The 24,087-nt window shown below is 61.1% G+C and carries 18 protein-coding genes; 13 read left to right on the top strand and 5 right to left on the bottom strand.

Going from position 1 to position 24,087, the window contains the following annotated elements; translation table 11 throughout:
- Positions 1-48: 48 nt before the first annotated feature.
- Complete coding sequence (locus tag Q1A34_RS05435; RefSeq protein ID WP_300031788.1) at positions 49-1,785, top strand: LysM peptidoglycan-binding domain-containing protein; 1,737 nt, start codon at positions 49-51, stop codon at positions 1,783-1,785.
- 91 nt (positions 1,786-1,876) lie between these two features.
- Entirely contained in the window at positions 1,877-3,712 is a 1,836-nt protein-coding gene (locus Q1A34_RS05430; RefSeq protein WP_300031786.1) for an ABC transporter ATP-binding protein/permease, read from the top strand.
- Between the two features lie 34 nt (positions 3,713-3,746).
- Here Q1A34_RS05430 and Q1A34_RS05425 read toward each other — a convergent pair whose 3' ends face one another.
- The 4 genes from Q1A34_RS05425 to Q1A34_RS05410 all read right to left on the bottom strand — a co-directional run bounded on the left by Q1A34_RS05425 (position 3,747) and on the right by Q1A34_RS05410 (position 10,331).
- The gene (locus Q1A34_RS05425; protein ID WP_300031784.1) at positions 3,747-4,556 is read right to left on the bottom strand and encodes a class I SAM-dependent methyltransferase; all 810 of its coding nucleotides are present in this window, start codon (positions 4,554-4,556) and stop codon (positions 3,747-3,749) included.
- Positions 4,557-4,742: 186 nt separating this feature from the next.
- Positions 4,743-5,198: a DUF302 domain-containing protein gene (locus Q1A34_RS05420; RefSeq protein ID WP_300031782.1), complete on the bottom strand. Its 456-nt coding sequence runs from the start codon at positions 5,196-5,198 to the stop codon at positions 4,743-4,745.
- A gap of 79 nt (positions 5,199-5,277) precedes the next feature.
- Complete coding sequence (locus Q1A34_RS05415) at positions 5,278-9,075, bottom strand: efflux RND transporter permease subunit (RefSeq protein WP_300031780.1); 3,798 nt, start codon at positions 9,073-9,075, stop codon at positions 5,278-5,280.
- Complete coding sequence (locus Q1A34_RS05410) at positions 9,072-10,331, bottom strand: efflux RND transporter periplasmic adaptor subunit (RefSeq protein ID WP_300031778.1); 1,260 nt, start codon at positions 10,329-10,331, stop codon at positions 9,072-9,074. The genes Q1A34_RS05415 and Q1A34_RS05410 overlap by 4 nt, the downstream gene beginning before the upstream one ends.
- A gap of 199 nt (positions 10,332-10,530) precedes the next feature.
- Here Q1A34_RS05410 and Q1A34_RS05405 point away from each other — a divergent pair, with 199 nt between their 5' ends.
- The 3 genes from Q1A34_RS05405 to der are packed head-to-tail and all read left to right on the top strand — an operon-like array spanning position 10,531 to position 14,138.
- Positions 10,531-11,208 (top strand): hypothetical protein, encoded by a 678-nt coding sequence (locus Q1A34_RS05405; protein ID WP_300031776.1) that lies wholly within the window; start codon positions 10,531-10,533, stop codon positions 11,206-11,208.
- 58 nt (positions 11,209-11,266) lie between these two features.
- Positions 11,267-12,610: a PQQ-like beta-propeller repeat protein gene (locus Q1A34_RS05400; RefSeq protein ID WP_300031774.1), complete on the top strand. Its 1,344-nt coding sequence runs from the start codon at positions 11,267-11,269 to the stop codon at positions 12,608-12,610.
- A 49-nt stretch (positions 12,611-12,659) separates the two neighbouring features.
- The gene (der, locus tag Q1A34_RS05395; protein WP_300031772.1) at positions 12,660-14,138 is read left to right on the top strand and encodes a ribosome biogenesis GTPase Der; all 1,479 of its coding nucleotides are present in this window, start codon (positions 12,660-12,662) and stop codon (positions 14,136-14,138) included.
- A 4-nt stretch (positions 14,139-14,142) separates the two neighbouring features.
- On the opposite strand, the gene Q1A34_RS05390 is transcribed toward der, so the two are convergent.
- Positions 14,143-14,847, bottom strand: coding sequence for a hypothetical protein (locus Q1A34_RS05390; protein ID WP_300031770.1), 705 nt, complete (start codon positions 14,845-14,847; stop codon positions 14,143-14,145).
- 101 nt (positions 14,848-14,948) lie between these two features.
- Here Q1A34_RS05390 and Q1A34_RS05385 point away from each other — a divergent pair, with 101 nt between their 5' ends.
- The 8 genes from Q1A34_RS05385 (at position 14,949) to Q1A34_RS05350 (ending at position 24,085) form a co-directional block, all read left to right on the top strand.
- A complete protein-coding gene (locus Q1A34_RS05385) occupies positions 14,949-16,070 on the top strand; it encodes a DUF2235 domain-containing protein (protein WP_300031768.1) in 1,122 nt (373 codons plus the stop codon).
- Positions 16,071-16,151: 81 nt separating this feature from the next.
- Entirely contained in the window at positions 16,152-16,652 is a 501-nt protein-coding gene (locus Q1A34_RS05380) for a hypothetical protein (protein ID WP_300031766.1), read from the top strand.
- A gap of 255 nt (positions 16,653-16,907) precedes the next feature.
- A complete protein-coding gene (locus tag Q1A34_RS05375; protein WP_300032357.1) occupies positions 16,908-18,293 on the top strand; it encodes a Glu/Leu/Phe/Val dehydrogenase in 1,386 nt (461 codons plus the stop codon).
- A 31-nt stretch (positions 18,294-18,324) separates the two neighbouring features.
- Entirely contained in the window at positions 18,325-18,912 is a 588-nt protein-coding gene (locus Q1A34_RS05370) for a DUF6151 family protein (RefSeq protein WP_300031764.1), read from the top strand.
- A 109-nt stretch (positions 18,913-19,021) separates the two neighbouring features.
- Complete coding sequence (locus Q1A34_RS05365; protein ID WP_300031762.1) at positions 19,022-20,275, top strand: sarcosine oxidase subunit beta family protein; 1,254 nt, start codon at positions 19,022-19,024, stop codon at positions 20,273-20,275.
- 67 nt (positions 20,276-20,342) lie between these two features.
- Entirely contained in the window at positions 20,343-20,621 is a 279-nt protein-coding gene (locus Q1A34_RS05360) for a sarcosine oxidase subunit delta (RefSeq protein WP_300031760.1), read from the top strand.
- Positions 20,611-23,547: a sarcosine oxidase subunit alpha family protein gene (locus tag Q1A34_RS05355; RefSeq protein ID WP_300031758.1), complete on the top strand. Its 2,937-nt coding sequence runs from the start codon at positions 20,611-20,613 to the stop codon at positions 23,545-23,547. Before Q1A34_RS05360 ends, Q1A34_RS05355 begins: the two co-directional genes overlap by 11 nt.
- Positions 23,540-24,085 carry a sarcosine oxidase subunit gamma gene (locus Q1A34_RS05350; RefSeq protein ID WP_300031756.1) on the top strand — a complete coding sequence of 182 codons (546 nt, stop codon included), beginning with the start codon at positions 23,540-23,542 and terminating at the stop codon, positions 24,083-24,085. The genes Q1A34_RS05355 and Q1A34_RS05350 overlap by 8 nt, the downstream gene beginning before the upstream one ends.
- Positions 24,086-24,087 lie beyond the last annotated feature (2 nt).

Raw genomic sequence — 24,087 nt, 5'->3', positions numbered from 1 at the left:
CTGCGCGTCTGCTCGCGTAAGGCTGCTGATCAGAAAGAGAAAAAGACTATGAGCGACAAGGGGGGAGCCGTCGTGCAGGGCGGCTCAGGGCTGCTGACGGCCGGGATCGTGATCGCGGTTGTGATTGCTGCTGGAACGTATCTTGGCCTGCGGGACGACGCAGAGCCAACACAGGAAGACCTTGCTGCTCTGGTCGCCCCGGGCACGGCACCGGAAGGTGTCGCGCAAACGCCGCCGGCCGACGCGTCGCAGGCACCGGACGATGCCGGTGCGCAGGCAGAGCCGGAGGCACCTGTTGCCGTTGCGCCAGAGCCAGAGCCGGAAACAGCCGCAGACTCCGCGCCGGCCATTGTGCCAACCGTGGATGAGGTGCGCGTGGATGCGGATGGTCTGATGGTTGTCGCGGGCAGGGCCGCACCCGGCGCCCGGATCCGGGTTCTGGTCGGAGGCGATGAAGTAGCACAGGCAACCGCTGATGCCGGTGGCGCATTTGCGGCTGTGGCCAGTCTGGCGCCCAGTGACACTGCGCGCCTTCTGACGCTGGAGAGCATTCTGGACGGTGTTGTGACTGCCTCGGCGGACGACATCATTCTGGCACCAATCGCAGCGCCGGTTGTGACGGCCGAGGCCCCGGTGCCGCAGGATGACCCCGCTCCGGCAACAGGCACTGGTGCAGCTGCAGACACAGAAGCTGTGGCAGAAGAAGAAACGACTGAGGTTGCGGAAGCCGTGACAGAGGCAGCGACCGATCTGGCCGATGAGGGGCTGGCCCTTGCAGAGGAGGCCGCGGAGGCTGTTACTGAGAGTGTCGAAGAGGCTGCTGACGCAGCAACCGCCGCCGTCGCAGGACTGACGGAACCAGCGGCAGAAAGTTCTGTGACAGCGCCAGAAGAAGCTGCCGGTGACGCCGTTGCAGCGGCCTCTGTGCAGGTAGTTGACGCACCGGTGGAAAGCGCACCGTCAGTGCCAGAGGCACCTGAGGTGATCGCTGAGGCACCGCAGTCCGGGGCACCGGCGGAGACCCCCGTGGAAAGTGCTGAAAGCGCGCCCGAGGCCGCACCGGTCGTGGAAGAAACCGTTGCCGCAGGTACCACCGTCACCCGCGAAGATGTCGCCGAGGCCCCCGCCGCGGTGACAGAAATACCCGCTGAGGCGGTTGCCACAGGAACACAAGAACCTGAAACAGCAGCTGCCGCTGAGACTGCCGGGGCCGCGGACGCAGAAGCGGTTGAAGACGCCCCTGCAGATCAGCAGATTGCCGTGCTGCGCTCCACTCAGGAGGGGGTCGCACTGGTCCAGCCGGCGCCTCAGGCGCCCCGCCGCGTGGTGCTGGACACCATCGGGTATTCCGAGAGCGGTGTGGTACAGCTGGCCGGGCGCGCCAGTGCCGAGGCTGCCTCTGTGCGCGTCTACCTCGATAACACTCCCGTTCTGACGCTGCCTGTTGCCGGGAACGGGACATGGCGTGGTGACGTGCCGGGCGTGGCGCCAGGCGTCTATACACTGCGTATCGATGCGCTGGACGAAGGCGGCGACGTGACCAGCCGACTGGAGACACCTTTCAAGCGCGAGGCACCGGCGGTGCTGGCAGAGGCGAGCCAGGGGGAGAGTGGCCCGGTGCGTGCCGTGACCGTCCAGACCGGCGATACCCTCTGGGCCATTGCGCGCGAGCGCTATGGCGAGGGTCTGCTTTATGTGCGGGTATTTGAGGCGAACCGGACAGCGATCCGCGACCCGGATCTGATATACCCCGGTCAGATTTTCGATCTGCCGGATGACGGCTGATCCTGCACGGCCCAGGAAATCCGCGCCTGCGACTGGCAAACCGCCGGCATGTGGATTAGGTACAGCCTTCTGAGGCCGCGCAGGAAACTAAATGCCATCTGACACCACAGCCGGGCCCGGGACACCGGGCGCTGAAAACTCCATTGAACAGGACGAGCGTCTTTCGGGTCTGCGGACCATTCGCAGAGTTGCGCCCTATCTGTGGCCAAAGGATCCCGCATGGGTGCGCCAGCGGGTGATCGGCGCGATGGCGCTGCTCATCTTTTCCAAGCTGATCTCTGTCGCGACGCCGTTTTTCTACAAAGGTGCGGTTGATGCGCTGGCAGAAGAAGGCGTGCCGATGCTGGCGCTGGGGGCCGTCGGGCTGACGGTCGCGTACGGTATGGCGCGTCTGATGACGGTGGGGTTCCAGCAGTTGCGTGATGCGGTTTTTGCCCGGGTGGGCCAGCGCGCGCTGCGGATGCTGGCTTTGGAGACCTTTAACCACATCCACGCGCTCAGCATGCGCTATCACATTACCCGCAAAACCGGTGGGTTGTCGCGCATCATTGAGCGCGGGGTGAAAGGCGTCGATTTTCTGCTGCGGTTTTTGCTGTTTTCCATCGGGCCGCTGGTGCTTGAGCTGCTGATGGTCGGTGTTATCCTGGCCGTGGTTTTTGATTTTTACTATCTGCTGGTCGTGGCGGTCACGATTGGCCTCTATGTCTGGTTTACCTTTGCTGTGACCGAGTGGCGGGTGAAGCTGCGCCGCGAGATGAACGATCAGGATACTGATGCCAATCAAAAGGCCATCGACAGCCTGCTGAACTTTGAAACCGTCAAGTATTTCGGGGCCGAAAAACGCGAGGCCGAACGCTATGACAGCGCCATGGCGAAATACGAAGTGGCAGCGATCAAGACCAGTTACAGTCTGTCTTTTCTGAATTTCGGGCAGTCGTTGCTGATCACCTGCGGTCTGGTCGGGGTGATGATCATGGCCGCCCTGGGCGTACAGAACGGCACCCTGACGGTCGGTGACTTCGTGATGGTTAACGCCTATATGGTGCAGATCACCGTACCGCTGAATTTTCTTGGCACGGTGTACCGGGAAATCCGCCAGGCCCTGGTGGACATGGGCGAGATGTTCAACCTGCTGGAGCAGCCGGCAGAGGTCGTTGACGCACCGGATGCCAATGAGCTGCAGGTAGACGGCGGCAGGGTAGAGCTGGACGGCGTGCACTTTGGCTACAACGCGGACCGCGCGATCCTGCGCGGGGTGTCGATCACGGCGGAGCCGGGTGAGATGGTGGCAATCGTCGGCTCCACCGGATCCGGCAAATCCACTATCGGACGGCTTTTGTTCCGCTTTTACGATGTGGGCCGCGGCGCGCTGCGCATTGACGGTCAGGACGTACGCGAGGTCACACAGGAAAGCCTGCACAGGGCCATTGGCGTGGTGCCCCAGGATACCGTGCTGTTCAACGATACGATCCGCTACAATATCGCCTATGGACGCGATGGGGCCACCCAGCAGGAGATTGAGGAGGCAGCCAGATCCGCGCAGATCCATGATTTCATTCTGTCCCTGCCCGACGGCTACGAGACCACGGTGGGTGAACGCGGGCTGAAGCTGTCGGGCGGCGAGAAGCAGCGCGTCGGCATTGCCCGCACATTGCTGAAAGACCCACCCATTCTGTTGCTGGACGAGGCAACTTCTGCCCTCGATTCTGAGACCGAGGCCGAGATACAGGATGCGCTGATGCATGCGGGCCGGGGTCGGACGGTGCTGACCATTGCGCACCGTCTGAGCACGATTTCAGAGGCAGACAGGATCATTGTTCTGGAAAAGGGTGAGATCGTCGAACAGGGCACGCACGAAGCGCTTCTGGAGCGGGATGGGCGGTATGCGCAGCTCTGGCGGCGTCAGCAGTCCGAGGAAGAAGTCTGACCGCTGCATCTGCCACTGGTATCGAGCTCGGGATTCAGTCTGGTTTGCGGACCACCAGGGTGTAACTCATCGGCAGGCCGATGTCCGATGCCTCCACATTCCACCAGGTGTTGGAGATATGGTCTGGCAGTTCCTCAAACCATTCCAGAGACAAGCCCGCGTTGACCGTCGCCATGAGGATATCGGAAAGCCTGTGGCAAAAGGATGTGGCGGGTTTGGCGTCATAGGTTTCACCGCCGTAGTAGTCGAGGCCTTCAGTCTCGACAAAAGGCTCCTTGCGGAAATACGACAGCTCCCATTCCACAGGTTTGCCCGCCTGTGCCGGTTTGACCATCACGACCACCGGGTGGTGCTCATAGACAAAGATGGCGCCGCCCGGTTTCAGTAATCTGGCCACCGCGGCAAAGAATGCGTCGATATCGGGCATCCAGCCCAGCACACCGATTGTGATGGTGACGAGGTCAAATGCGCCCGCATACTCTGCCGGTATATCATAGGCGTCGCAGCAGACGAATTCCATCCGGTGCCCTGCCGCTTCTGCCAGCTCGCGCGCCTGATCCAGAAAGCCCTGTGCGCCGTCAAAACCCACGCATCTGGCGGCCCCGAGCGATTTGACCGAAATCAGTTCCTGCCCGTTGTTACAGCAAACCTGGGCCACATCTTTACCTGCGATGCCGAGGTTTTTCAGAATGCGTGTTTCGGTTTCATCCAGACAGGAAAAGCCCGGCTGACTGAAGGCTTTCAGCAAGCGCGCCTGATTGTGCCGCCAGTGGATGGGGGCGGCTTCTTCCCAGGCTTCCAGATTGGCGCTGGTGTAATCGGGGGGCGGTGCCGTGTTGCTCATGCTTTTGCTCCGCTTGCGTGCGCAGGAATGGTACCTTCACAGAAAAACAGAAAGCGTCGCAAAAAAACAAGGGGCGGGCAGAGCAGCAGTCAGGCCGGTCTAAGCCCGTACCCGGGGTCTTTCGAAGCATTTGCGCGGATGTGCCGGGCGGTCAGGTATCTGCGCCCGGCATGGGGTCTTGCCTGGTTATTCTGCCGCGACGGCTTTGCCCGTCAGCTTGTCGAGCGCGCCGGTCATCATCTGGATGTATTTTGCATCACCGGGCAGACCGTGGGCTTCGGCGAGGCCGGACGGGGCGTGATAGGCAACCTGTACCATTCCTTCGGCATCTGCATAGACGAGGACACGCAGGGGCAGGTCGAGCCCGGCAGTCTGGCCATCCAGCATCGCCGGTGTGCCCAGTTTGGGATTGCCGAACATCAGCATCTGTGTCGGTCGCAGGTCCATGTCGACTTTGGCGGCACCTGCGGCGTGGTCGACACGGGCAAAGACGGTCGCACCTGCGCCGGTCACTGCAGCTTCCAGACGATCCATGGTCTCTGTCACAGAATGCGGGCTGGTTTTTGTGACCAGATCAGCGGCCAGAGCGCCCGTTGCGGTGACGGTCGAAAGGGCGGCTGCGGCAAGTGTTTTCAGATACATGAATGATCTCCCTGTGAAAATATGTCCCACAGGTAGCGCAGCGGCCCGGTTCTGTCCCGTCACGAGGGTGTGAGCGGCGCTATTCCGCCGCTCGCAGGGCTTCCGGCACAGCCGTGTCGTCTTCCCAGATCAGCTCCTGGAAAGCCGCCCGCCCGGCATCGCGCTGCAGCGCCCAGTCACGGGCGGCGCGGCTGGCACGGCCCATAGACATCTTGGCAAGCAGCGTGGCGATCCAGCGTACATAGGTGGTTGCCCAGACGCGTATGGCGAGCATGGACGGCGTGACCATAAGGGTCAGAACAGTCGCGATGCCGAGGCCGAACACCACCGCGGTTGCCAGCTGTTTCCACCAGAGCGCTGTGGGGCTGTCGATGGTGTATCCGCCATCGGCAAAGTTCAGTGACAGACCGAACATCATGGGGGCAAGCCCTGCCATTGTGGTGATCGTTGTCAGCAGCACAGGCCGGATCCGCGCCTGTGCGGTGCGAATGATCGCCTCGATCCGGGGCATATAGCGTTCGTATTCCTGGTAGGTGTCGATGAGAATAATGTTGTTGTTCACGACAATGCCAGCCAGGGCGACGATGCCCGTACCGGTCATGATGATCGAGAATGTCTGATCCATCATGATCATCCCGATCAGCACACCTGTAGTGGACAGGACCACGGCCAGCAGTACCAGCAGCGCGTTGTAGAAGCTGTTGAACTGCGCCAGCAGAATGATGAACATCAGGCCAAGGGCCGCCATAAACGCCTTTTGCAGGAAGGCGCCGCTTTCGGCCTGTTCTTCCTGATCGCCGGTCCATTCCCAGCTGATACTGTCGGGCAGCGGTTTCGTGTCGAGCCATTCCGTCAGAACAGCGATACGTTCGTTCGGATTGACAGGTATGAGCCGCAGCGTGCCATCCCGCACCCCGGTCTGCAGATCTCTGTCCGTGCCTTCGGCGGTACGGTCCTTGATTTTGTATGTCGTCTGATCCGGCGCTGTCAGGTCCGCGTCCTCTCCCGCCGGACGCAGAAAGGCCAGCGTTGTGCTGATGTCCTCGCCCTGCGTGGTCACGGTTTCGACGACCTTCATCAGACCGGGTGCGACGTCAGCTTTGACGTCATAGTACCGTTTCTGATCGATCCGGTTGATCTCGGCCAGTTTCGGTACCGGTGTCCGGGAGATGAAATTGGACAGCGGCACCAGGCCGTCAGCGGTGCGTACCCGCAGCGTATCCAGTGTGGACAACACACGGTCTTCCGCGGGCAGGCGCACGCGGATATCGATTTCCTCGTCCGAGGTGTCAACGCGCATGGTGTCCAGGGTGATCCCGCGTGTGACCAGCTGAACCATCGCTCCGACCGTTGCCACATCGGCACCGTAACGCCCGGCTTTTTCAACATCCACGTCAATCTGCCAGTCGATGCCGGGCAGGGGCCGTGTGTCCTCGATCAGGGTCAGCCCGGGCGTCGCCTCGAATACATTCCGCGCAGCACCTGCAGCGGTTGCCAGATCAACAAAGCTGTCGGATTTCAGGCGCAGATGCACCGGTTTGCCCGATGCCGGACCCTGGGCAAGTTCGCTGATTTCGATGCGGACGCCGGGCAGTGCCTCAAGCCGTTCGGTCAGTTCGGCAATGACAATGTTGCCGTCCAGCTCAGGCCGGTCGGCACGGTTTTCCCAGGGGATCGTTTCGAACTGGACCTGTCCGATCGTATCCTTGGGGATGGCGGCACCGCTGGAATCTGTGTTGAGCCCGCCCTGACCGGCAAAGGAAAAGGCGTTGATCACCCCGGGGTGGGCCAGAACGATGTCTTCAGCCTGGCGCACAAGCGTGTCTTTTTCATCCAGGCTGAGGTTGCCGCGTGCCAGAACATAGACGATGCCCTGTTCGGGTTCAGATTCTACAAAAAATTCGACGCCGTTATTGTTGTTGGTAAAAAAGATCAGCACCGTTCCCACAAAGACAAAGACGGTCCCTGCCATTACCAGCGGCATAACCGGGTTGCCTGCAATGGCGGCGATGACATGGCCAAAGCCCGAACGCCGGTACCCCGCACTGATGCGCTGCGGCTCATCACGGAACATTTTGGAGGCCAGCCATCTGCCCCAGTTACCCAGCCGTGTCAGCAGGGCGAAAAGGGCCACGAGAAGCACGAGAAACCCGCCCACTGCGACAGCGAGAAGTGCGGCCGCGACAACAATGTGCAGGAATACAAACAGGAATGTCGGGACAACGGAACCGATCAGGTTCAGCCCGTCCATCTGTGCAAACTGCGCGCCGATTCCGCCAAAAACCGGCCCCATCAGTGCTGCGGCAGCGATCATCAGAGCCGCGATCGGGAAGAGCGCTGCGTGCAGGTACCAGCGCAGTCCGGCCACCGCCTGCATGTAGTCAGCCATCCAGCGCTCCAGGCGGCCTGTGACGCCTCCCATAACAGGCAGATAGATCAGTGCTACCACGAGGGAGGCGGACAGAACAAAGATCAGGGTCACCGGCAGCATACCCATAAACTCACCCGGCACACCGGGCCAGAACAGCATGGGCAGAAATGCGCAAAGCGTCGTGGCTGTGGAGGAGATAATGGGCCAGAACATGCGTTTGGCGGCCTCGACATAGGCCTTCATCGGACCCACGCCCTCCTGCTGGCGTTTGTCGGCATATTCGACCACGACGATTGCACCATCGACCAGCATGCCCACTGCCAGGATCAGACCGAACATCACAATGTTCGAGATCGAAATGCCCATGACTGCCAGAAAGGCAAAGCAGAGCAGAAAGGAGGTTGGAATAGCAAAACCAACCAGCAGGGCTGCCCGGATACCCAGGGCTGCCAGCACAACGATCATCACCAGCGCAATCGCGGTAAAGACCGAGCCGAGCAGCTGCTGGACCATGGCATTTACAATCCGCGACTGGTCGTTCGAGGTGCCGACAGTCACCGCAGCCTGCAGCCCCTCGGGCCACCCCTCGCTTTTTTCGTCGACCAGGTCTTTAACCAGAGCGGCGGTATCAATGAGATTGAACCCTTTGCGTTTGACCACCTGAAGCGCCAGCGAGTTCTCGCCGTTAAAGCGCGCGGTGCCGGAGCGATCCTCGAACGTCAGGTTGATGGTGGTTAGATCACCCAGCGTGACCACACGGTCGCCGTTTGTCTTGACCGGCAGATTGTAAACATCGCGCGCCTCGTCAAAAGACGAAGGGATTTTGACCGAAAATGTGCCCTGAGCGGTGTCGACCTCGCCTGCGGCGATCAGCTGGTTGTTGTTCTGGACCGTATTGATCAGCTCGCCCGCGGTGACGTTGTAGGCTTCAAGGCGCAGGGGGTCGATCAGCACTTCCAGCATCTCGTCCCGGCTGCCTGCAATGCCTGCTTCCAGCACGGCATCCATCGCCTCCAGATCATCCTGCAAGTCGCGCGCCACGCGGTTCATCGTCCGCTCAGGCACGGGGCCGGTCAGGTTCACAATGATGATCGGGAATTCGGAGAAGTTAATTTCGTTAATCGAATACTGTTCAGCGCCCGCTGGAAACTCTGCTTCGGCCTTGCTCATGGCGTCACGCACATCAGCAAGGATTTTGGTTTTGTCCCATCCGAACTCGAACTCGAGCGCAACGCCTGCATAGTTCTCTGCTGCCGTGCCGGACATGGATTTCAGCCCGTCCAGATCCGCGAGCTCAGTCTCCATCGGTTTGACCAGCAGGGTCTCGCTGTCAGCCGCCGAGATGCCAGGAAAAGGCACAGAGACAAAGAGTGCCGGGATCTCGATGTCCGGCTCGCCCTCTTTTGGCAGGGTTGAATAGGAATATCCGCCGACCACAAGGCTCAGCAGGATAAAGGCAAGCACCATCCGCGCACGGCCCGCTGCCCAGTCTACGATACCCGTCACTGGCTCAGCTCCTGCCAGGTTGGTGCGACGCGTACCCCTGCGATGACATATTCCTGGCCCAGGACGATCACATCCGCCCGCTCGCCCAGACCCGTCAGCCAGACACCCTCTGGCGTGTCACGCATCAGGCGGACCTTGTGAAACTCCACAACGGCATCCCCGTCGATGGTCCTGACACCCAGAGCCCCCTCGTCGTTCAGGGTCAGCGCGGATTGCGGCAGCAGATGCGCAGTGGCGCCCGCAGCGGAAATCAGGATTTCCGCCGTCTGACCGTCACGGATCGCCAGATCGGGATTTGCCACCTCGATCTCGACGCGGAAGGTGCGTGTCATCTCGTCGGCTGAACGCGACAGGAAAGTAACGCGTCCCTGCACCGTTGCGCCTCCGTCGGCTTCGGTTGTGCTGTCACTGCCGACCAGCTGTGCGCCTGCGAGTGCACCGACTTTTACCCGGCCCACTTCTGTTTCAGGGACAAAAGCCACAAGCTTGATCGGGTCCAGCTGTATCACAGTGGCGCAGAGTGCGCCGGGTTGCAGCAGAGTGCCCAACTCGGCGGTGTCGCTTTCCAGCAGTCCGCTGAAGGGTGCTTTGATCGTCAGGCGGTCGATTTCTTTTTCGGCAGAGGCAACCGCGGCTTCGGCGGAACGGATGCCGGACTGTGCTGCCTGCAGACCTGCGCGGGCTGATTCTATCCCTGCCAGCGCCGAGGCCACTGCAGCGTCTGCATTGGCAACCCGTGTTGTGGAGGCAAATCCACCCTGGCTCAGTTTGCTGGAGGCGTTCTGATTGATCCGGGCCTCGTCAAGTTGTGCCAGCGCCTGGTCCAGACGGGCGGCTGATTCCGGCACACGCGCGCGCGCCTCGTCCAGTTGCGCGCGCATCTGCTCCAGCGCAACACCGCGCGTTCCCTCGTCAAGGCGACACAGGGGCTGTCCGGCCTCAACCTGTGCGCCCTTGCGCAGTGGTTCAGAAATGACCGTGGCAGAGGTTTCTGACTGTACGTTCACTTCGCGGGCGGCTTGCGTCTGACCCCGCAGGACAACTGCCGTGTCAATCTGCTGGGCCTCGGACCGGCGCACAACTACCTTTACCAGACCAGCGGTTTCCGCAGCGGGCGTTTCACCGGCCTTATCCGGCACTTCAGCGGCTTCCGCGTCTGCCCAACCGAGGCGCGCATAAAGCGCCGGTCGTTCAAAAATGAATGCGTAAAGGATGGATGCGACGATAACAGCCGCAAGTATTGAAAAAAGTCGCATCAGTAATCGCCTCGAATAAACCGGCGGCCCCCGCCACCTGATCCTGTCAGTCCGGTTGCGTTGTCTTTACGACAGTTTTGCTGAACCGACCAGTTCAGATTTAAGGTGAAACCGCCGCCAGTTCAATGCTGTCTCTTGCGGTCTTGGCTTGCCTGCCTGCGCAGGGTAAGAGGGGCGCGAAGGTATCCGGCAGGGCATTATGAGCGACTCAGACAGTTTTATCAGTGAAGTCAACGACGAGGTCCGCAAGGACCGGTTCTACGCGGCGCTTCGCCGTTATGGATGGCTCGGTGCGATTGCCGTGCTCGTTATTGTGGGTGGCGCTGCCCTGAATGAATACAACAAGGCGCAGGAACGCGCGAAAGCCGAAGCGCTCGGGGATGGAATGCTTGCGGCACTGTCACTGGAAGCCGGTGAGGCACGCGCCCGGGCGCTGGCAGATGTTCCCGCTGAAACTCCGGCCGCCGAGGCCGTTGCTGCGATGATGGCCGCCGCCGAACAGCATAATACCGGTCAGACCGGACTGGCTGTTGAAGCTCTGAACCGTGTCGCCACAAACGGGGATATTGCACCGATCTATCAGCAGATTGCCGCGTTCAAAGCGCTGACCCTGCAGGCTGACCGCGTGAGTGCAGATACACTGCGCCCTCAGTTTGAAGCGCTGGCAGCCCCCGGCCAACCGCTGAGCCTGCTGGCACAGGAGCAACTGGCACTGCTCGATATCAAAGAGGGCGACACCGCATCAGCGATCACCCGCTATCAGGCGGTTCTGCAGGACGCCGGGGTTACCGCGGACTTGCAACAGCGCGCCTTACAGGTGATTGTGTCTCTGGGGGGAACGCCGGATCTGGACAACCTGCCGAACGCCGGAAACTGATGTTCCGAGCAGCGCAGGGGCCGGTGAAAAGCACAACGCAGGGTGGGTACAACAGGCCATGACAGTGAATGATTTTGGTGCAGGGCAGCATCGCGGTATCCGCGTGATCTTTGCGGTACTGGCCGCTGCTGTGTTGCTGAGCGGCTGTGCGGAAGAAGAAATTATTCTGCCCGGCAAGCGCGAACCGATCCGCGAGGACGCAAAGACCGTCGCAACCCTGCCGTTTGAAGGCAGCCGCGCCATCTCGCTGCCAGCAGCCACCGCGAATACAGAATGGACGCAGGCCATCGGCACGCCGTCCACCCGGACTGCACATCCCAGCCTTGGGACATCGCTGCAACGGGTCTGGAGCGCCCGGATTGGCGAAGGCGACAGCCGCAAGCAACGCATTACGGCAACACCTGTTGTGGCACAGGGACTGATTTTTACGCTCGACGCGGATTCGCGCGTGTCGGCCACTTCTCTGTCCGGGCAGCCGGTCTGGCAGACAGATATCAGGCCGTCGCGTGATGGCAGTGGCCAGGCAACCGGGGGCGGGCTCGCCTACAACGACGGACGGGTTTTTGTCTCCAGCGGATATGGTGCGCTGGTTTCTCTGGACGCTGTCACCGGCGATCTGCAATGGAGCCAGCGGCTTGAAGGAACAGGATCCGGCACACCGACCGTGGTGGGCAATCTTGTATATCTGACCGCCGGGGACGATACCGGCTGGGCCGTGACTGCAGACGAAGGCCGTATCGCCTGGCAGCTCACAGCGTCGCCAGACAGCAACAACGTTCTGGGAGCCCCTGCACCTGCCGTTTCGGGCGATCTGGCGATATTTGGATTTGGATCCGGGGAAATCCAGGCGGTGTTCCGCCGGGGCGGCCTGCGCCGCTGGGATGCCTCGGTCGTGGGCGAGCGTTTTGGCCGGGCGTTGTCCAATGTGGGCGATGTGACCGGGGCGCCGGTCGTGTCAGGCAACAGTGTCTACGTGGGCAACCAGTCCGGGCGGATCGTCGCGCTGAACCTGGGGTCGGGCAAACGCCTCTGGACTGCCCAGGATGGGGCAACGGGGCCGGTGCAACCCGCAGGTGACAGTATTTTTGCGCTGTCCGATCTTGGCCAGCTTGTCCGCCTTGATGCGGGCACCGGCGAGCGCATCTGGGCGGTAAACCTGCCCGGCTTTATCAAAGACCGCCCGAACAAGCGCGCAGAAATCGTCGCGCATCATGGTCCTGTCCTCGCCGGAGGACGTATTCTGGTGGCGTCAAACGACGGTCTGCTGCGGTCGTTTGATCCGGTGGATGGCAGCCAGATAAGCTCGGTGGAAATACCGGGTGGCGCGACCTCGGCACCCGTGATTGCGGGCAATGTACTCTACGTCGTTTCGACAAAAGGTGATCTGCACGCTTTCCGTTGACGTCAAGGTGCGCTAAAGCGCGCATCTGAACCCGTATCCGGAGCGATCCATGTCTTTCACCCTCGCCATCGTGGGGCGGCCCAATGTGGGTAAATCCACGCTGTTCAACCGCCTTGTGGGCAAACGTCTGGCTCTGGTCGATGACCAGCCGGGTGTGACACGTGATCTGCGTGAAGGTGCCGCGCGTCTTGCTGACCTGCGTTTCACGGTGATCGACACGGCAGGTCTCGAAGAGGTTACCGACGACAGCCTGCAGGGTCGGATGCGCCGTCTGACCGAACGGGCGGTGGATATGGCTGATATCTGCCTCTTTATGGTCGACGCCCGCGTCGGGATAACGCCGTCTGATCTGGTGTTTGCGGATATTCTGCGCAAACGGTCGGCGCATGTAATCCTGGCGGCCAACAAAGCCGAGGGCTCTGCCGCGGACGCAGGTATTCTGGAGGCCTATTCACTGGGTCTGGGCGAGCCTGTCCGCCTGTCGGCAGAACATGGAGAAGGCCTCAACGATCTTTACACGCTTCTGATGCCGCTGGCCGATCAGTTTGCCGAGCGCGCTGCAGAAGATGCTCCCGACACAGATGTTATTCTGGACGAGGATGACGGCGATATGGAAGCCGAAATCCAGATGCCAACAGCCAGAAAGCCGCTGCAGGTGGCGGTTGTTGGCAGGCCGAATGCGGGTAAATCGACGCTGATCAATCAGATCCTTGGCGAGGACCGCCTGCTGACCGGGCCGGAGGCTGGCATTACCCGGGATGCGATTTCACTGCGGATGGACTGGGCCGGTCCGGATGATGTTGTGCTGCCGATGCGGATTTTCGACACGGCAGGGATGCGCAAAAAGGCCAAGGTTCAGGAAAAGCTGGAAAAGCTTTCAGTGGGCGATGGCCTGCGCGCGGTCAAATTTGCCGAAGTGGTGATCGTGCTGCTGGATGCGGCGATCCCGTTTGAGCAGCAGGACCTGCGTATTGCTGATCTGGCAGAACGCGAGGGCCGCGCTGTGGTTCTGGCGGTCAACAAATGGGACGTCGAAGAGGATCGTCAAGCGAAGCTGAAGGAGCTCAAGGAGAGCTTTGAACGACTGCTGCCACAACTGCGGGGCGCGCCACTGGTCACGGTTTCTGCGAAAACCGGCAGAGGGCTCGACCGTCTGCACCAGGCAGTGGTCCGCGCCTATCAGACCTGGAACCGCCGGGTGACAACAGCACAGCTGAACCGCTGGCTCACCGGTATGGTAGAGGCACATCCACCGCCTGCACCCCAGGGCAAGCGCATCAAACTGCGGTATATGACCCAGGCCAAGACGCGCCCGCCGGGTTTTGTGGTGATGTGCAGCCACCCCGACAAGGTGCCGGAGAGCTACAGCCGCTATCTGGTCAACGGGCTGCGGCTCGATTTCGATATGCCCGGCACACCTATCCGTTTGTGGATGCGCGGACAGAATGACGCGAACCCCTACAAGGGCCGTAAAAAAGCACCGCCGTCAAAGCTGCGCAAACACACCGAGGGACGCCGCCGGGACTGAGAGCTCAGCCCGTGCGAAAGGCCCGCCAGGCAGGCACGATCAGGGCTGCGGCACCGCCTGCGGCAAGGGCCGCGACGGTGGTATCAGAGCCTGCATTCTGCACGACAATTGCGATGAGCGCCCAGATCACAGCGATGCTGTAAGTGGGCGCGCGCCGCAGCTGGTTCTGGACGGCTGACGCAATGACCAGGGCCATGAACACAAAGACAAATGCGGCCGTTTGCTCACTCATGAAGCCGTAACCCGCAGCAACCAGACCCAGCGACACGCAGCTCGCAGCTGACAGCCAGCCGGTGTAAAGCCCCACTGGCAAAAGTGCCCATCCCCTGTCTGTGGCCGGCGCACGAAAGAGTGCTACAAGAGCGGGCAACAGCATCGCCCAGATCAGAATGCTCGCCCAGACCGGGCTGAGCACAGCCACAGGCAGCCAGACGGATCCGATGGCCAGTGACACGCAAAGCGGAACCCGCATGGCGTGCCAGTCTGCGTCGTCGGGCCTGCGCAGCAGCCCGTACCCCATGCCGATCAGAAGCCAGAGATAGATCAGACCCCAGATCGCAAAGGCATAGCCAGCCGGTTGTACGGGCGGGTCATTCTGCGGCACCGGGAATTGATCAGCATCAAACCCGCCAAAGTCAGGCACCCAGAGTGTGGAGCCAGCAAAGGTTACACAGAGCACAAAGCTCAGAAGAGAAGTCAGTCTGGTCATCGTATTTCCGCCTGCCGCGTTGCCGTCAAAAGCACCGTACGCCCCGGTAACGGGGCCTGCGTCTTTCCCGCCTAACCTGGTGCGCGGCAAAGGGGAAGCAAATGGCAGTTATCGCGATTTTCTGTGACGGCACCTGGAACAGTCCGGGCGCAGAGACACACACGCATGTATTGCGCGAGGCGGACTGCTGTCTGCCGGAACCGGGGCAGATCGCGCTGTATTTCCCGGGCGTTGGCACCGGCACGGGCATGGTCAGCGACATCGGTCGCCGGATCAGCCGCATTGGCGGCGGCCTCTTCGGTTGGGGGTTGAACCGCAACATCCGTGCGGCCTATCTGGAGCTGTGCCGGATCTATCAGCCGGGCGATAAAATCATGATCTTCGGGTTCTCGCGTGGTGCCTATACGGCACGCTCGCTGGTCGGAATGATCCGCAAATGCGGCATTCTTGAACGCCCCACACGGCTGAACGCCCTGCGCGCTTTCCGGCTGTATCGTCGCCGGGGGGCAAAAAATGCCCCCGATATGCCGTCCGTCATGGCGGCCAGGCGCAGGTTGTCGCCCGGGTTTGCGACCAGTCAGGCGGATGTGGAGATGCGCGGCGATGGCAGCAACCTCGTGCGGATTACCTACCTGGGTGTCTGGGATACGGTGGGGGCCCTGGGCATTCCGCAGGCAGTTCTGGGGGGTATCGCGCGGGCCTGGAACAAGCGCTATCAGTTTCATGATACGTCTTTGTCCGGACTGGTCGAGCAGGCACGGCATGCCGTGGCGCTGGACGAAAAACGCGTGCTTTATGCGCCATCGCTGTGGGACAACCTGGACACGCGCGGCGGTGATCCGGGCCTGAACCAGGGGGATCAGAGCCCGCAGCGCCCCTATCAGCAGGTCTGGTTTGCGGGCAATCACAGCGTTCTGGGCGGATCGTCAGAGATACCAGCATTGGGAGCACTGCCGGCGGCGTTCATAATGGAAGAGGCGATCCGGCTGGGGCTGCGCACAGACCGGAGCGTGTTGACGCCGCCGGATGCCAGGGCACCTGCGCCGGATTTATACAAAGTCGCGGGTCTGTACAGATTTTTTCCGGCACTTTTGCGCTGGCGGTCCGGGCCGCAGACCCCGCGTGGCCTTCATGCTTCGGTGCTGACCCGCATGGCACAGCGCGCAGAGTATCGTCCGCACAGCCTGAAATGGCTCTTTCCAGAGCTGTTTGACGATCACTGACGCTGTCGTGTCCGGCAATTCGGCTTGTGACCCGGGCGCATGGCGGCTAGGACGCAGCATCCGAGATTTGCCGAGGCAGCTATGCAGAACACCGCAGACACCGAAATTCTGGCAACCGTGGCCGCTTCAACCGGCAGGCGTGTGCTGGGCATCGGTATGCTGGCATTTCTGGCCGTAATGGTGATCTACGTGGCGCTGGCATCGCCGCCAACGCTGGGGTGGCAGATTTTCCTGCTGGCGCTAGGAACCGGCTCGCTGATGATTGCAGATGCCATGCGCCGGTCGACCTCCTATGTTCTGGAACTCACAAAAACCGAGCTGCGGGAAAGCGGTGGCACGGTCATCGCACGGACGGCCGATATGACCGGCATAGACCGCGGCGCATTTGCGTTCAAACCCTCCAACGGCTTTCTTATTCACACAACTGCATCGGGTTCCCGCCACTGGCGTCCGGGCCTCTGGTGGCGCATGGGCCGGCGTGTCGGTGTTGGCGGGATGACGCCGAAAAACCAGACCAAAATGATGGCGGAAATCATCGCGATGATGATTGAAGAACGCAAAAACGCGGAGTCTGCCTCCTGAAAAGGGCGACACTGGTGTTTTGTGGCTCTGTCACGGTCCCCGTTAACTGTTTGTCAACCTTATGCCCGCCAGCCTGGCGCAGGCCTTTCCTGTGCTGTGTGTAAAAATTTTCAAACCGCCTAAAAAACTGGCGCTTTACAACTTCTCCGCGTAGGGTCAGAGGGTCATTCCGGGGCAATCAGGCCTGACCAGAAAGGGAGAGAGAACTTGACACAGAACGCGCGCGAACCGAGCTTCCGTGAGAGTGTAGATCAGATGTTCAACAGGGCCGTGGGCCTGATGGACCTGTCCCCCGGACTGGAAGAGAAAATCAGGGTCTGCAACGCAACCTATACTGTGCGCTTTGGTGTGCGCCTGCGCGGCGAGATCAAGACTTTTACCGGCTACCGGTCCGTGCATTCCGAACATATGGAACCGGTCAAAGGCGGCATCCGCTATGCCACCGGCGTGAACCAGGATGAGGTCGAGGCGCTCGCGGCGCTGATGACATATAAATGCGCACTGGTCGAAGCACCCTTTGGCGGCTCCAAAGGTGGCCTGTGTATCGACCCGCGCGAATATGAGACCCATGAGCTGGAGCTGATCACACGGCGGTTTGCCTATGAGCTGATCAAGCGCGATCTGATCAACCCTTCGCAAAACGTACCTGCACCGGACATGGGAACAGGTGAGCGCGAAATGGCCTGGATGGCCGACCAGTATAAACGGATGAACACAACGGATATCAACGGAAACGCCTGTGTCACGGGCAAGCCGCCCAATGCGGGCGGTATCGCCGGTCGTGTGGAGGCCACAGGCCGGGGTGTGCAATACGCGCTGCACGCGTTCTTTCGCGACGAGAAGGGCATGCAAAAAGCGGGTATGACGGGGGATCTGTCTGGCAAACGGGTGATTGTGCAGGGCCTGGGTAACGTGGGATATCACGCGGCCAAGTTCCTGTCAGAGGAGGATGGTTGCATCATCACAGGGATCATCGAAAGGGATGGCGCGCTGTATAACCCGGATGGTCTGGACGTGGAGAGCATCCGGGCCTGGATCGCCAAACATGGCGGGGTTTCTGGATTTTCGGACATGCATCATGTGGGGGATGGCGCATCCGTACTGGAAGAACCCTGCGATATTCTGATCCCGGCGGCGCTCGAAGGCGTAATCAATCTCAGCAATGCGGCTGACATCCAGGCGCCGCTGATCATCGAGGCGGCGAACGGACCCGTAACCGCGGGTGCAGACCAGATCCTGCGTGAAAAAGGGACGGTGATTATCCCGGACATGTACGCAAACGCCGGTGGTGTGACCGTGAGCTATTTTGAGTGGGTGAAAAACCTCAGCCACATCCGCTTTGGCCGTATGCAGCGCCGTCAGGAGGAATCGCGCCACCAGCTGATTATCAACGAACTGGAGCGTCTGTCGAAAGACGCAGGCGTCGGCTGGGAGCTGAGCCCGGATTTCAAGCAGAAGTATCTGCGCGGTGCGGGCGAGCTGGAACTGGTCCGTTCTGGTCTCGATGACACAATGCGTATTGCCTACCAGTCCATGGCCGACGTCTGGCACGCACGCGAAGACGTAGACGATCTGCGCACCGCGGCGTATCTTGTCGCCATCGGCAAGGTTGCGGCGAGTTATCAGGCCAAAGGGCTCTGATCCTTTCCGGACAACGGTACAAGGATCCGCGATGACAGATGCGCCATTTTCGTGCAGCTGCGGCACGCTGAAAGGCGTGCTGCACGATGCAGCGCCACAGCACGTTTGCCATCTGGTGTGTTACTGCCGGGACTGTCGTGCCTTTGCGCGGCACATGGGCTGCGCGGATCAGCTTGAACCGGGCGGGGGCAGCGCGCTGGTGCAGGTGTTGCCAGCCCGTATCGACATCACGCAGGGCGCGGACAGCATCGCCTGTCTGCGCCTTTCGCCCAAAGGGCTGCATCGCTGGTACGCGTCCTGTTGCAACACACCCCTTGCCAATACAGTAAGCACCCCGCGTGTGCCGATGGCGGGCATGTGGCGCGGACTTTTTGACCAGACGGACGTCTTTGGCCCGGTTCGCACGCTGGGCTTTACCAAACACGCACTCAAAGAGCGCGGCGCGCCGCGCAGAGACAAGGGCCTCTTTGCCATGCTCTCTGGTCTCATCGGGCGCGCTGTGCCCGCCTGGATCTCAGGGGATGCGCGTCGCACACCCTTTTTTGATGAGGCCGGTGCGCCGGTAACCGCTCCGGTTGTGCTCGACCTGAAGCAGCGGAATACACTCTACAAAAACTGAACCGGGCACGGTGTCACGTCGTTCATTCTGCGACATTTCACGTCGGTTTCTGTCGTAGATCATGTCAGGCTGTGTTGTTAGGGTGCCCCAACAGCATGGAGTCGCTCACGTGAAATTCTCTGGCCTGCGCGTTCTCAGGGAAGGCCTGACCGGCAACACCGGCTGGGAGCCACACTGGCGTGATCCCGCGCCGAAAGATGCTTATGACGCGGTCATCATCGGGGGCGGGGGGCACGGTCTTTCGACCGCTTACTACCTGGCTAAAAACCACGGGATGACCAATATCGCCGTTCTGGAGAAAGGGTATCTGGGCAGTGGTAACATCGGTCGGAATACGACCATTGTTCGCGCCAATTACTTCCTGCCGGGCAATTCCGAGTTCTACAGCCATTCGCTGAAGCTCTGGGAAGGGCTGGAAGAAGAGCTGAACTACAACGTGATGCATTCGCAGCGTGGCCTGATCAATCTGTTCCACTCAGACGGGCAGCGGGACGCCTTTGTACGCCGGGGCAATGCGATGCTGGCGCAGGGTGACGATGCTGTACTGCTTGACCGCGAAGGCGTGCGTAAGCATCTGCCCTATCTCGACTTCGACAATATCCGGTTCCCGATTTATGGCGGTCTGCTGCATCCGCGCGGCGGCTCTGCGCGGCATGATGCCGTGGCCTGGGGATATGCGCGCGGCGCGGACCAGCGCGGTGTTGATCTGATCCAGAACTGCGAAGTGACAGGCATTGATATCGAAAACGGTCGGGTGACAGGTGTTCAGACAGCACGCGGGCCGATCAAAGCCGGGAAAGTTGCAATCGTGACGGCCGGCCGGTCCGGACAGGTGGCAGCTATGGCTGGCATGCGTCTGCCGATTGAAAGCCATGTCCTGCAGGCCTTTGTGACCGAGGGGCTGAAGCCGGTTATCGATCATGTGGTGAGCTTTGGTATGGGGCATTTCTATATCAGCCAGTCGGACAAAGGCGGGCTGGTGTTCGGCGGGGATCTGGATTTTTACGCCTCTTATGCCAGTCGCGGAAATCTGCCGATGAAAGAGCACGTCATGGAGGCGGGCATGACGCTGATGCCGATGATCGGCAAGGCAAAGGTCCTGCGGTCCTGGGGGGGGATCATGGATATGACGCCCGATGGCTCGCCGATTATCGACCGCACGGACACCGACGGTCTGTTTATTGACTGTGGCTGGTGTTACGGCGGGTTCAAAGCCGTGCCGGGCTCCGGTGTGGCGCTGGCGCATCTGATGGCGACGGGCAACCCGCATGAGACTGCCACGGGTTTCCGGCTGGACCGCTTTCGCACCGGACGCGGACTCATGGACGAAGAGGGCACCGGCTCTCAGCACAACCTGCATTGAGGGGGCGGCAGATGATGGGTGCCTCCGGCGGGGATATTTATGGCCAGAAGAAACAGGAGGGCGGCCAGTGCGGTTGACCTGTCCGATCTGCGGTGAAAGGGATCGCCGCGAATTTTATTACATGGGTGATGCCGTGGCGCTGCGGCGACCGGCGCCGGATGCGGGTGCTGAAGCCTGGGATGATTACGTACATCTGCGCGACAACCCGGCAGGACAGACGCGCGATCTGTGGCAGCACGAGGGGGGATGCGGTGCCTGGGTGGTCGTGACGCGCAATACGGTAACGCATGAGATTCAGTCCATCGCGCTGGCTTTGGAGCTTGCGGAGGGTCGTGATGAGAGTTGACGGCAAAGGGCTGATCAACCGGGACCGGAAGGTCCGGTTTCAGTTCAATTCGGTTGGATACAGCGGATTTGAAGGCGATACGGTCGCCTCTGCGCTGCTTGCCTGCGGTGAGCGGCTGATGGCGCGGTCCTTCAAATACCATCGTCCGCGCGGTGTGATGACCGCTGGCAGTGAGGAACCGAATGCGCTGGTTACGACAGGCCGCGGTGCCGCTGCCGAGCCCAATGTCAGGGCAACGGTTCAGGAGGTGTTTGACGGGCTTGACGTGCGCAGCCAGAATGCCTGGCCTTCGCTGAAGCTGGACCTGATGGAGATCAATGATCTGGCCGCACCGTTTCTGGGGGCCGGGTTTTACTACAAGACATTTATGTGGCCCCGGGGCTTCTGGGAGCGTGTTTATGAGCCGGTGATCCGCCGGGCGGCAGGTCTGGGCGGTCTCAGCGGCGCGCATAATCCGGACCGTTATGAGAAGGCCTGGGCCTTTTGCGATCTGCTGGTGATCGGAGCGGGCCCTGCCGGGCTGATGGCGGCGCTGACCGCTGGCCGCGCGGGCGCGGATGTCATTCTGGCGGATGAGGACAGTCTGCCGGGGGGGCGTCTGAATGCAGAAACCCACAGGATTGACGGGATAGCAGGCTGTGACTGGGCAGCCTCCGTTAGCGCGGAACTGCGCGATATGGACAATGTGCGTGTGATGACCCGCACGACCGTAACCGGTGCTTATGATCAGGGGACTTACGGGGCGCTGGAACGTGTGAGCAGCCACCTTGCGGCACCAGCTGCAGGTGCGCCGCGCGAGACATTCTGGAGGATTGTGGCGCGGCGGTCTGTGCTGGCGTCTGGTGCGCTTGAGCGGCCTGTGGCCTTTGAGAACAACGACAGGCCCGGCATAATGACAGCCGGTGCCGTGCGCGCCTATCTGAACCGCTGGGGTGTTCTTGCCGGTCAGAGATTTGTCGTGTTCGGGAACAACGATGACGCACACCGGACGGCGCAGGATCTGACAGCGGCTGGAGCAGAGGTGGCAGCACTGGTCGACAGCAGGACGGATGCGCGTGTTGCCAGTGCGGATTACCCAGTTTACACAGGTGCTGTTGTCACAGGTGCCGCAGGACGCATGGGTCTGAAGTCCGTAACGATCAGCGGCAACGGTTTGAGCCGGACCATTGATGCGGACTGCCTGGCGATGTCCGGAGGATGGAACCCGACGCTGCATCTGACCTGCCACATGAACGGCCGGCCAAAGTGGTCCGAGGAGATCGCTGCATTTGTTCCCACCTCCGGATCCGTTCCGGGACTGCTGACAGCTGGTGCGTGCCACGGGGATTTTTCAACATCCGAATGTCTGCGTGGCGGGGCCCGGGCGGCCAGGACCGCACTTGCTGAGCTGGGTTTGAAAACGTCGGCGCCGGATGTACCGGTTGCTGATGACACGCCTTATGCGATCAGTCCGCTCTGGGCTGTGCCGTCAAAAGGACGGGCCTGGCTCGACTTTCAGAACGATGTCACCGTCAAGGATGTCAGGCAGGCCGCTGCCGAGAACTTCCGTTCTGTTGAACACATGAAGCGCTACACGACGCAGGGTATGGCGCCGGATCAGGGCAAGAACTCCAACGTGGGAGCGCTGGCGGTTCTGGCGGACGCAACAGGACGCGGCATTCCGGAAACGGGAACGACGACATTCCGGCCGCCCTATGTGCCGGTATCGATTGCCGCCCTGGGGGCAGGGGCGCAGGGCGAGGGTTTTGCGCCGCGGCGGTTTACAACGTCACATGATGCAAGCGTCGGCATGGGCGCACCGATGATCGAGGCCGGCCTGTGGTATCGGCCCAGCTACTTTCCGTGTGCAGGCGAAACGACATGGCGGCAGTCCTGCGACCGCGAGGTTGGGTTTGTGCGCGGGGCAGTCGGAGTCTGTGATGTCTCTACTCTGGGAAAAATTGATCTGCAGGGCTCCGGCGCTGCCGAATTGCTTGATTTTGTGTACACCAATACCTTTTCGACACTGAAAGAAGGCCGGGTGCGCTATGGTCTGATGCTGCGCGAGGATGGCCACGTCATGGACGATGGCACCACGGCGCGGCTTGGCCCCGATCACTATGTGATGACGACAACCACGGCTGCTGCGGGAAATGTCATGCGGCACCTTGAGTTTGTGCACCAGGTGCTGCGGCCTGATCTGGATGTCCGCTTTACGTCCGTAACAGAGCAGTGGGCACAGTTTGCGGTGGCAGGTCCTCGCTCGCGCGACCTGCTGAATGGTGTGCTGGACACAGCCATCGACAATGAAAACTGGCCCTTTATGTCCTGCGGTGGCGTGTCTGTCTGCGGTGTGCCGGGGCGGCTCTTCCGAATCTCTTTCTCGGGTGAGCACGCCTATGAAGTGGCGGTACCATCGCGCTGGGGCGAGAGCCTGTTCAGGCTGCTCACAGAACGGGCGGAGGCCATTGGCGGCGGCGCATACGGGATGGAAGCGCTGAATGTTCTGCGGATCGAGAAGGGGCATATCACACATGCGGAAATTCATGGGCGGACAACGGCCTTTGACATCGGGTTTGCGCGGATGGTCAGCAACAAAAAAGACTGTATCGGTCAGACGATGGCGGCGCGCGAGGGGTTGATCGACCCGCAACGTCAGCGGTTGGTTGGCCTCAGGCCGGTCAACCCGACGGGCGAGCTATCGGCCGGGGCGCATCTGTTCAGCATCGGCACGGAAAGCACGCGTGTAAACGATCAGGGCTATGTCACCTCAGTCGCTTTCTCGCCAACACTTGGTCACATGATCGGGCTTGGTTTCATAGAAGGGGGACCGGAACGTCTCGGCGAAACCGTCCGTCTGGTGGATGGCCTGCGGGGGATCGAGACCGAGGTGGAAATCTGCAACCCTGTTTTTGTTGATCCTGAAGGAGGACGGGTCCGTGGCTGATCTGACTGCCAGAACCCCGTGTTCCGGAGTACTGCCCTTTTCCGTGGGGTCAGTCACTCTTGAGGAGACCGACCCGGGCGCTCTCACATCGATTGCGGCTTATAACGGCCAGCAAGGCGCGCTCTCGGATGCCTTGGACCAGGCCCACGGCGTGAAGTTGCCTGCGGCCAACCGCACCACGGGCAGGGCAGAATGCCGCGCGATCTGGTTTGGACGCGACATGGCGCTGCTGGCCGGACCACCACCTGATCCCCGGCTGGCGCAACATGCCGCGCTGACGGATCAGTCCGATGCCTGGGCCGTCGTCACACTGAGCGGCGACGGTGCTGCGGACGTTCTGGCACGCCTGGTTCCCGCTGATCTGCGGTCTGCTGTTTTCAAACGGGGCCATACGCTGCGCACGCAGGTCATGCACATGAACGCCTCGATCACCCGAACCGGTGCCGACAGCTTTATGATCATGGTGTTTCGTTCAATGGCGCATACCCTGGTGGATGAGCTGAAAACAGCTATGGAAGGTGTGGCCGCGCGCGGGTAAAC

Source organism: uncultured Roseobacter sp. (assembly GCF_947491795.1).
Taxonomy (GTDB): Bacteria; Pseudomonadota; Alphaproteobacteria; order Rhodobacterales; family Rhodobacteraceae; genus Roseobacter.
The sequence above is the reverse complement of the archived record's forward strand: the minus strand, read 5'-3'. Positions and strand labels throughout refer to the sequence as shown.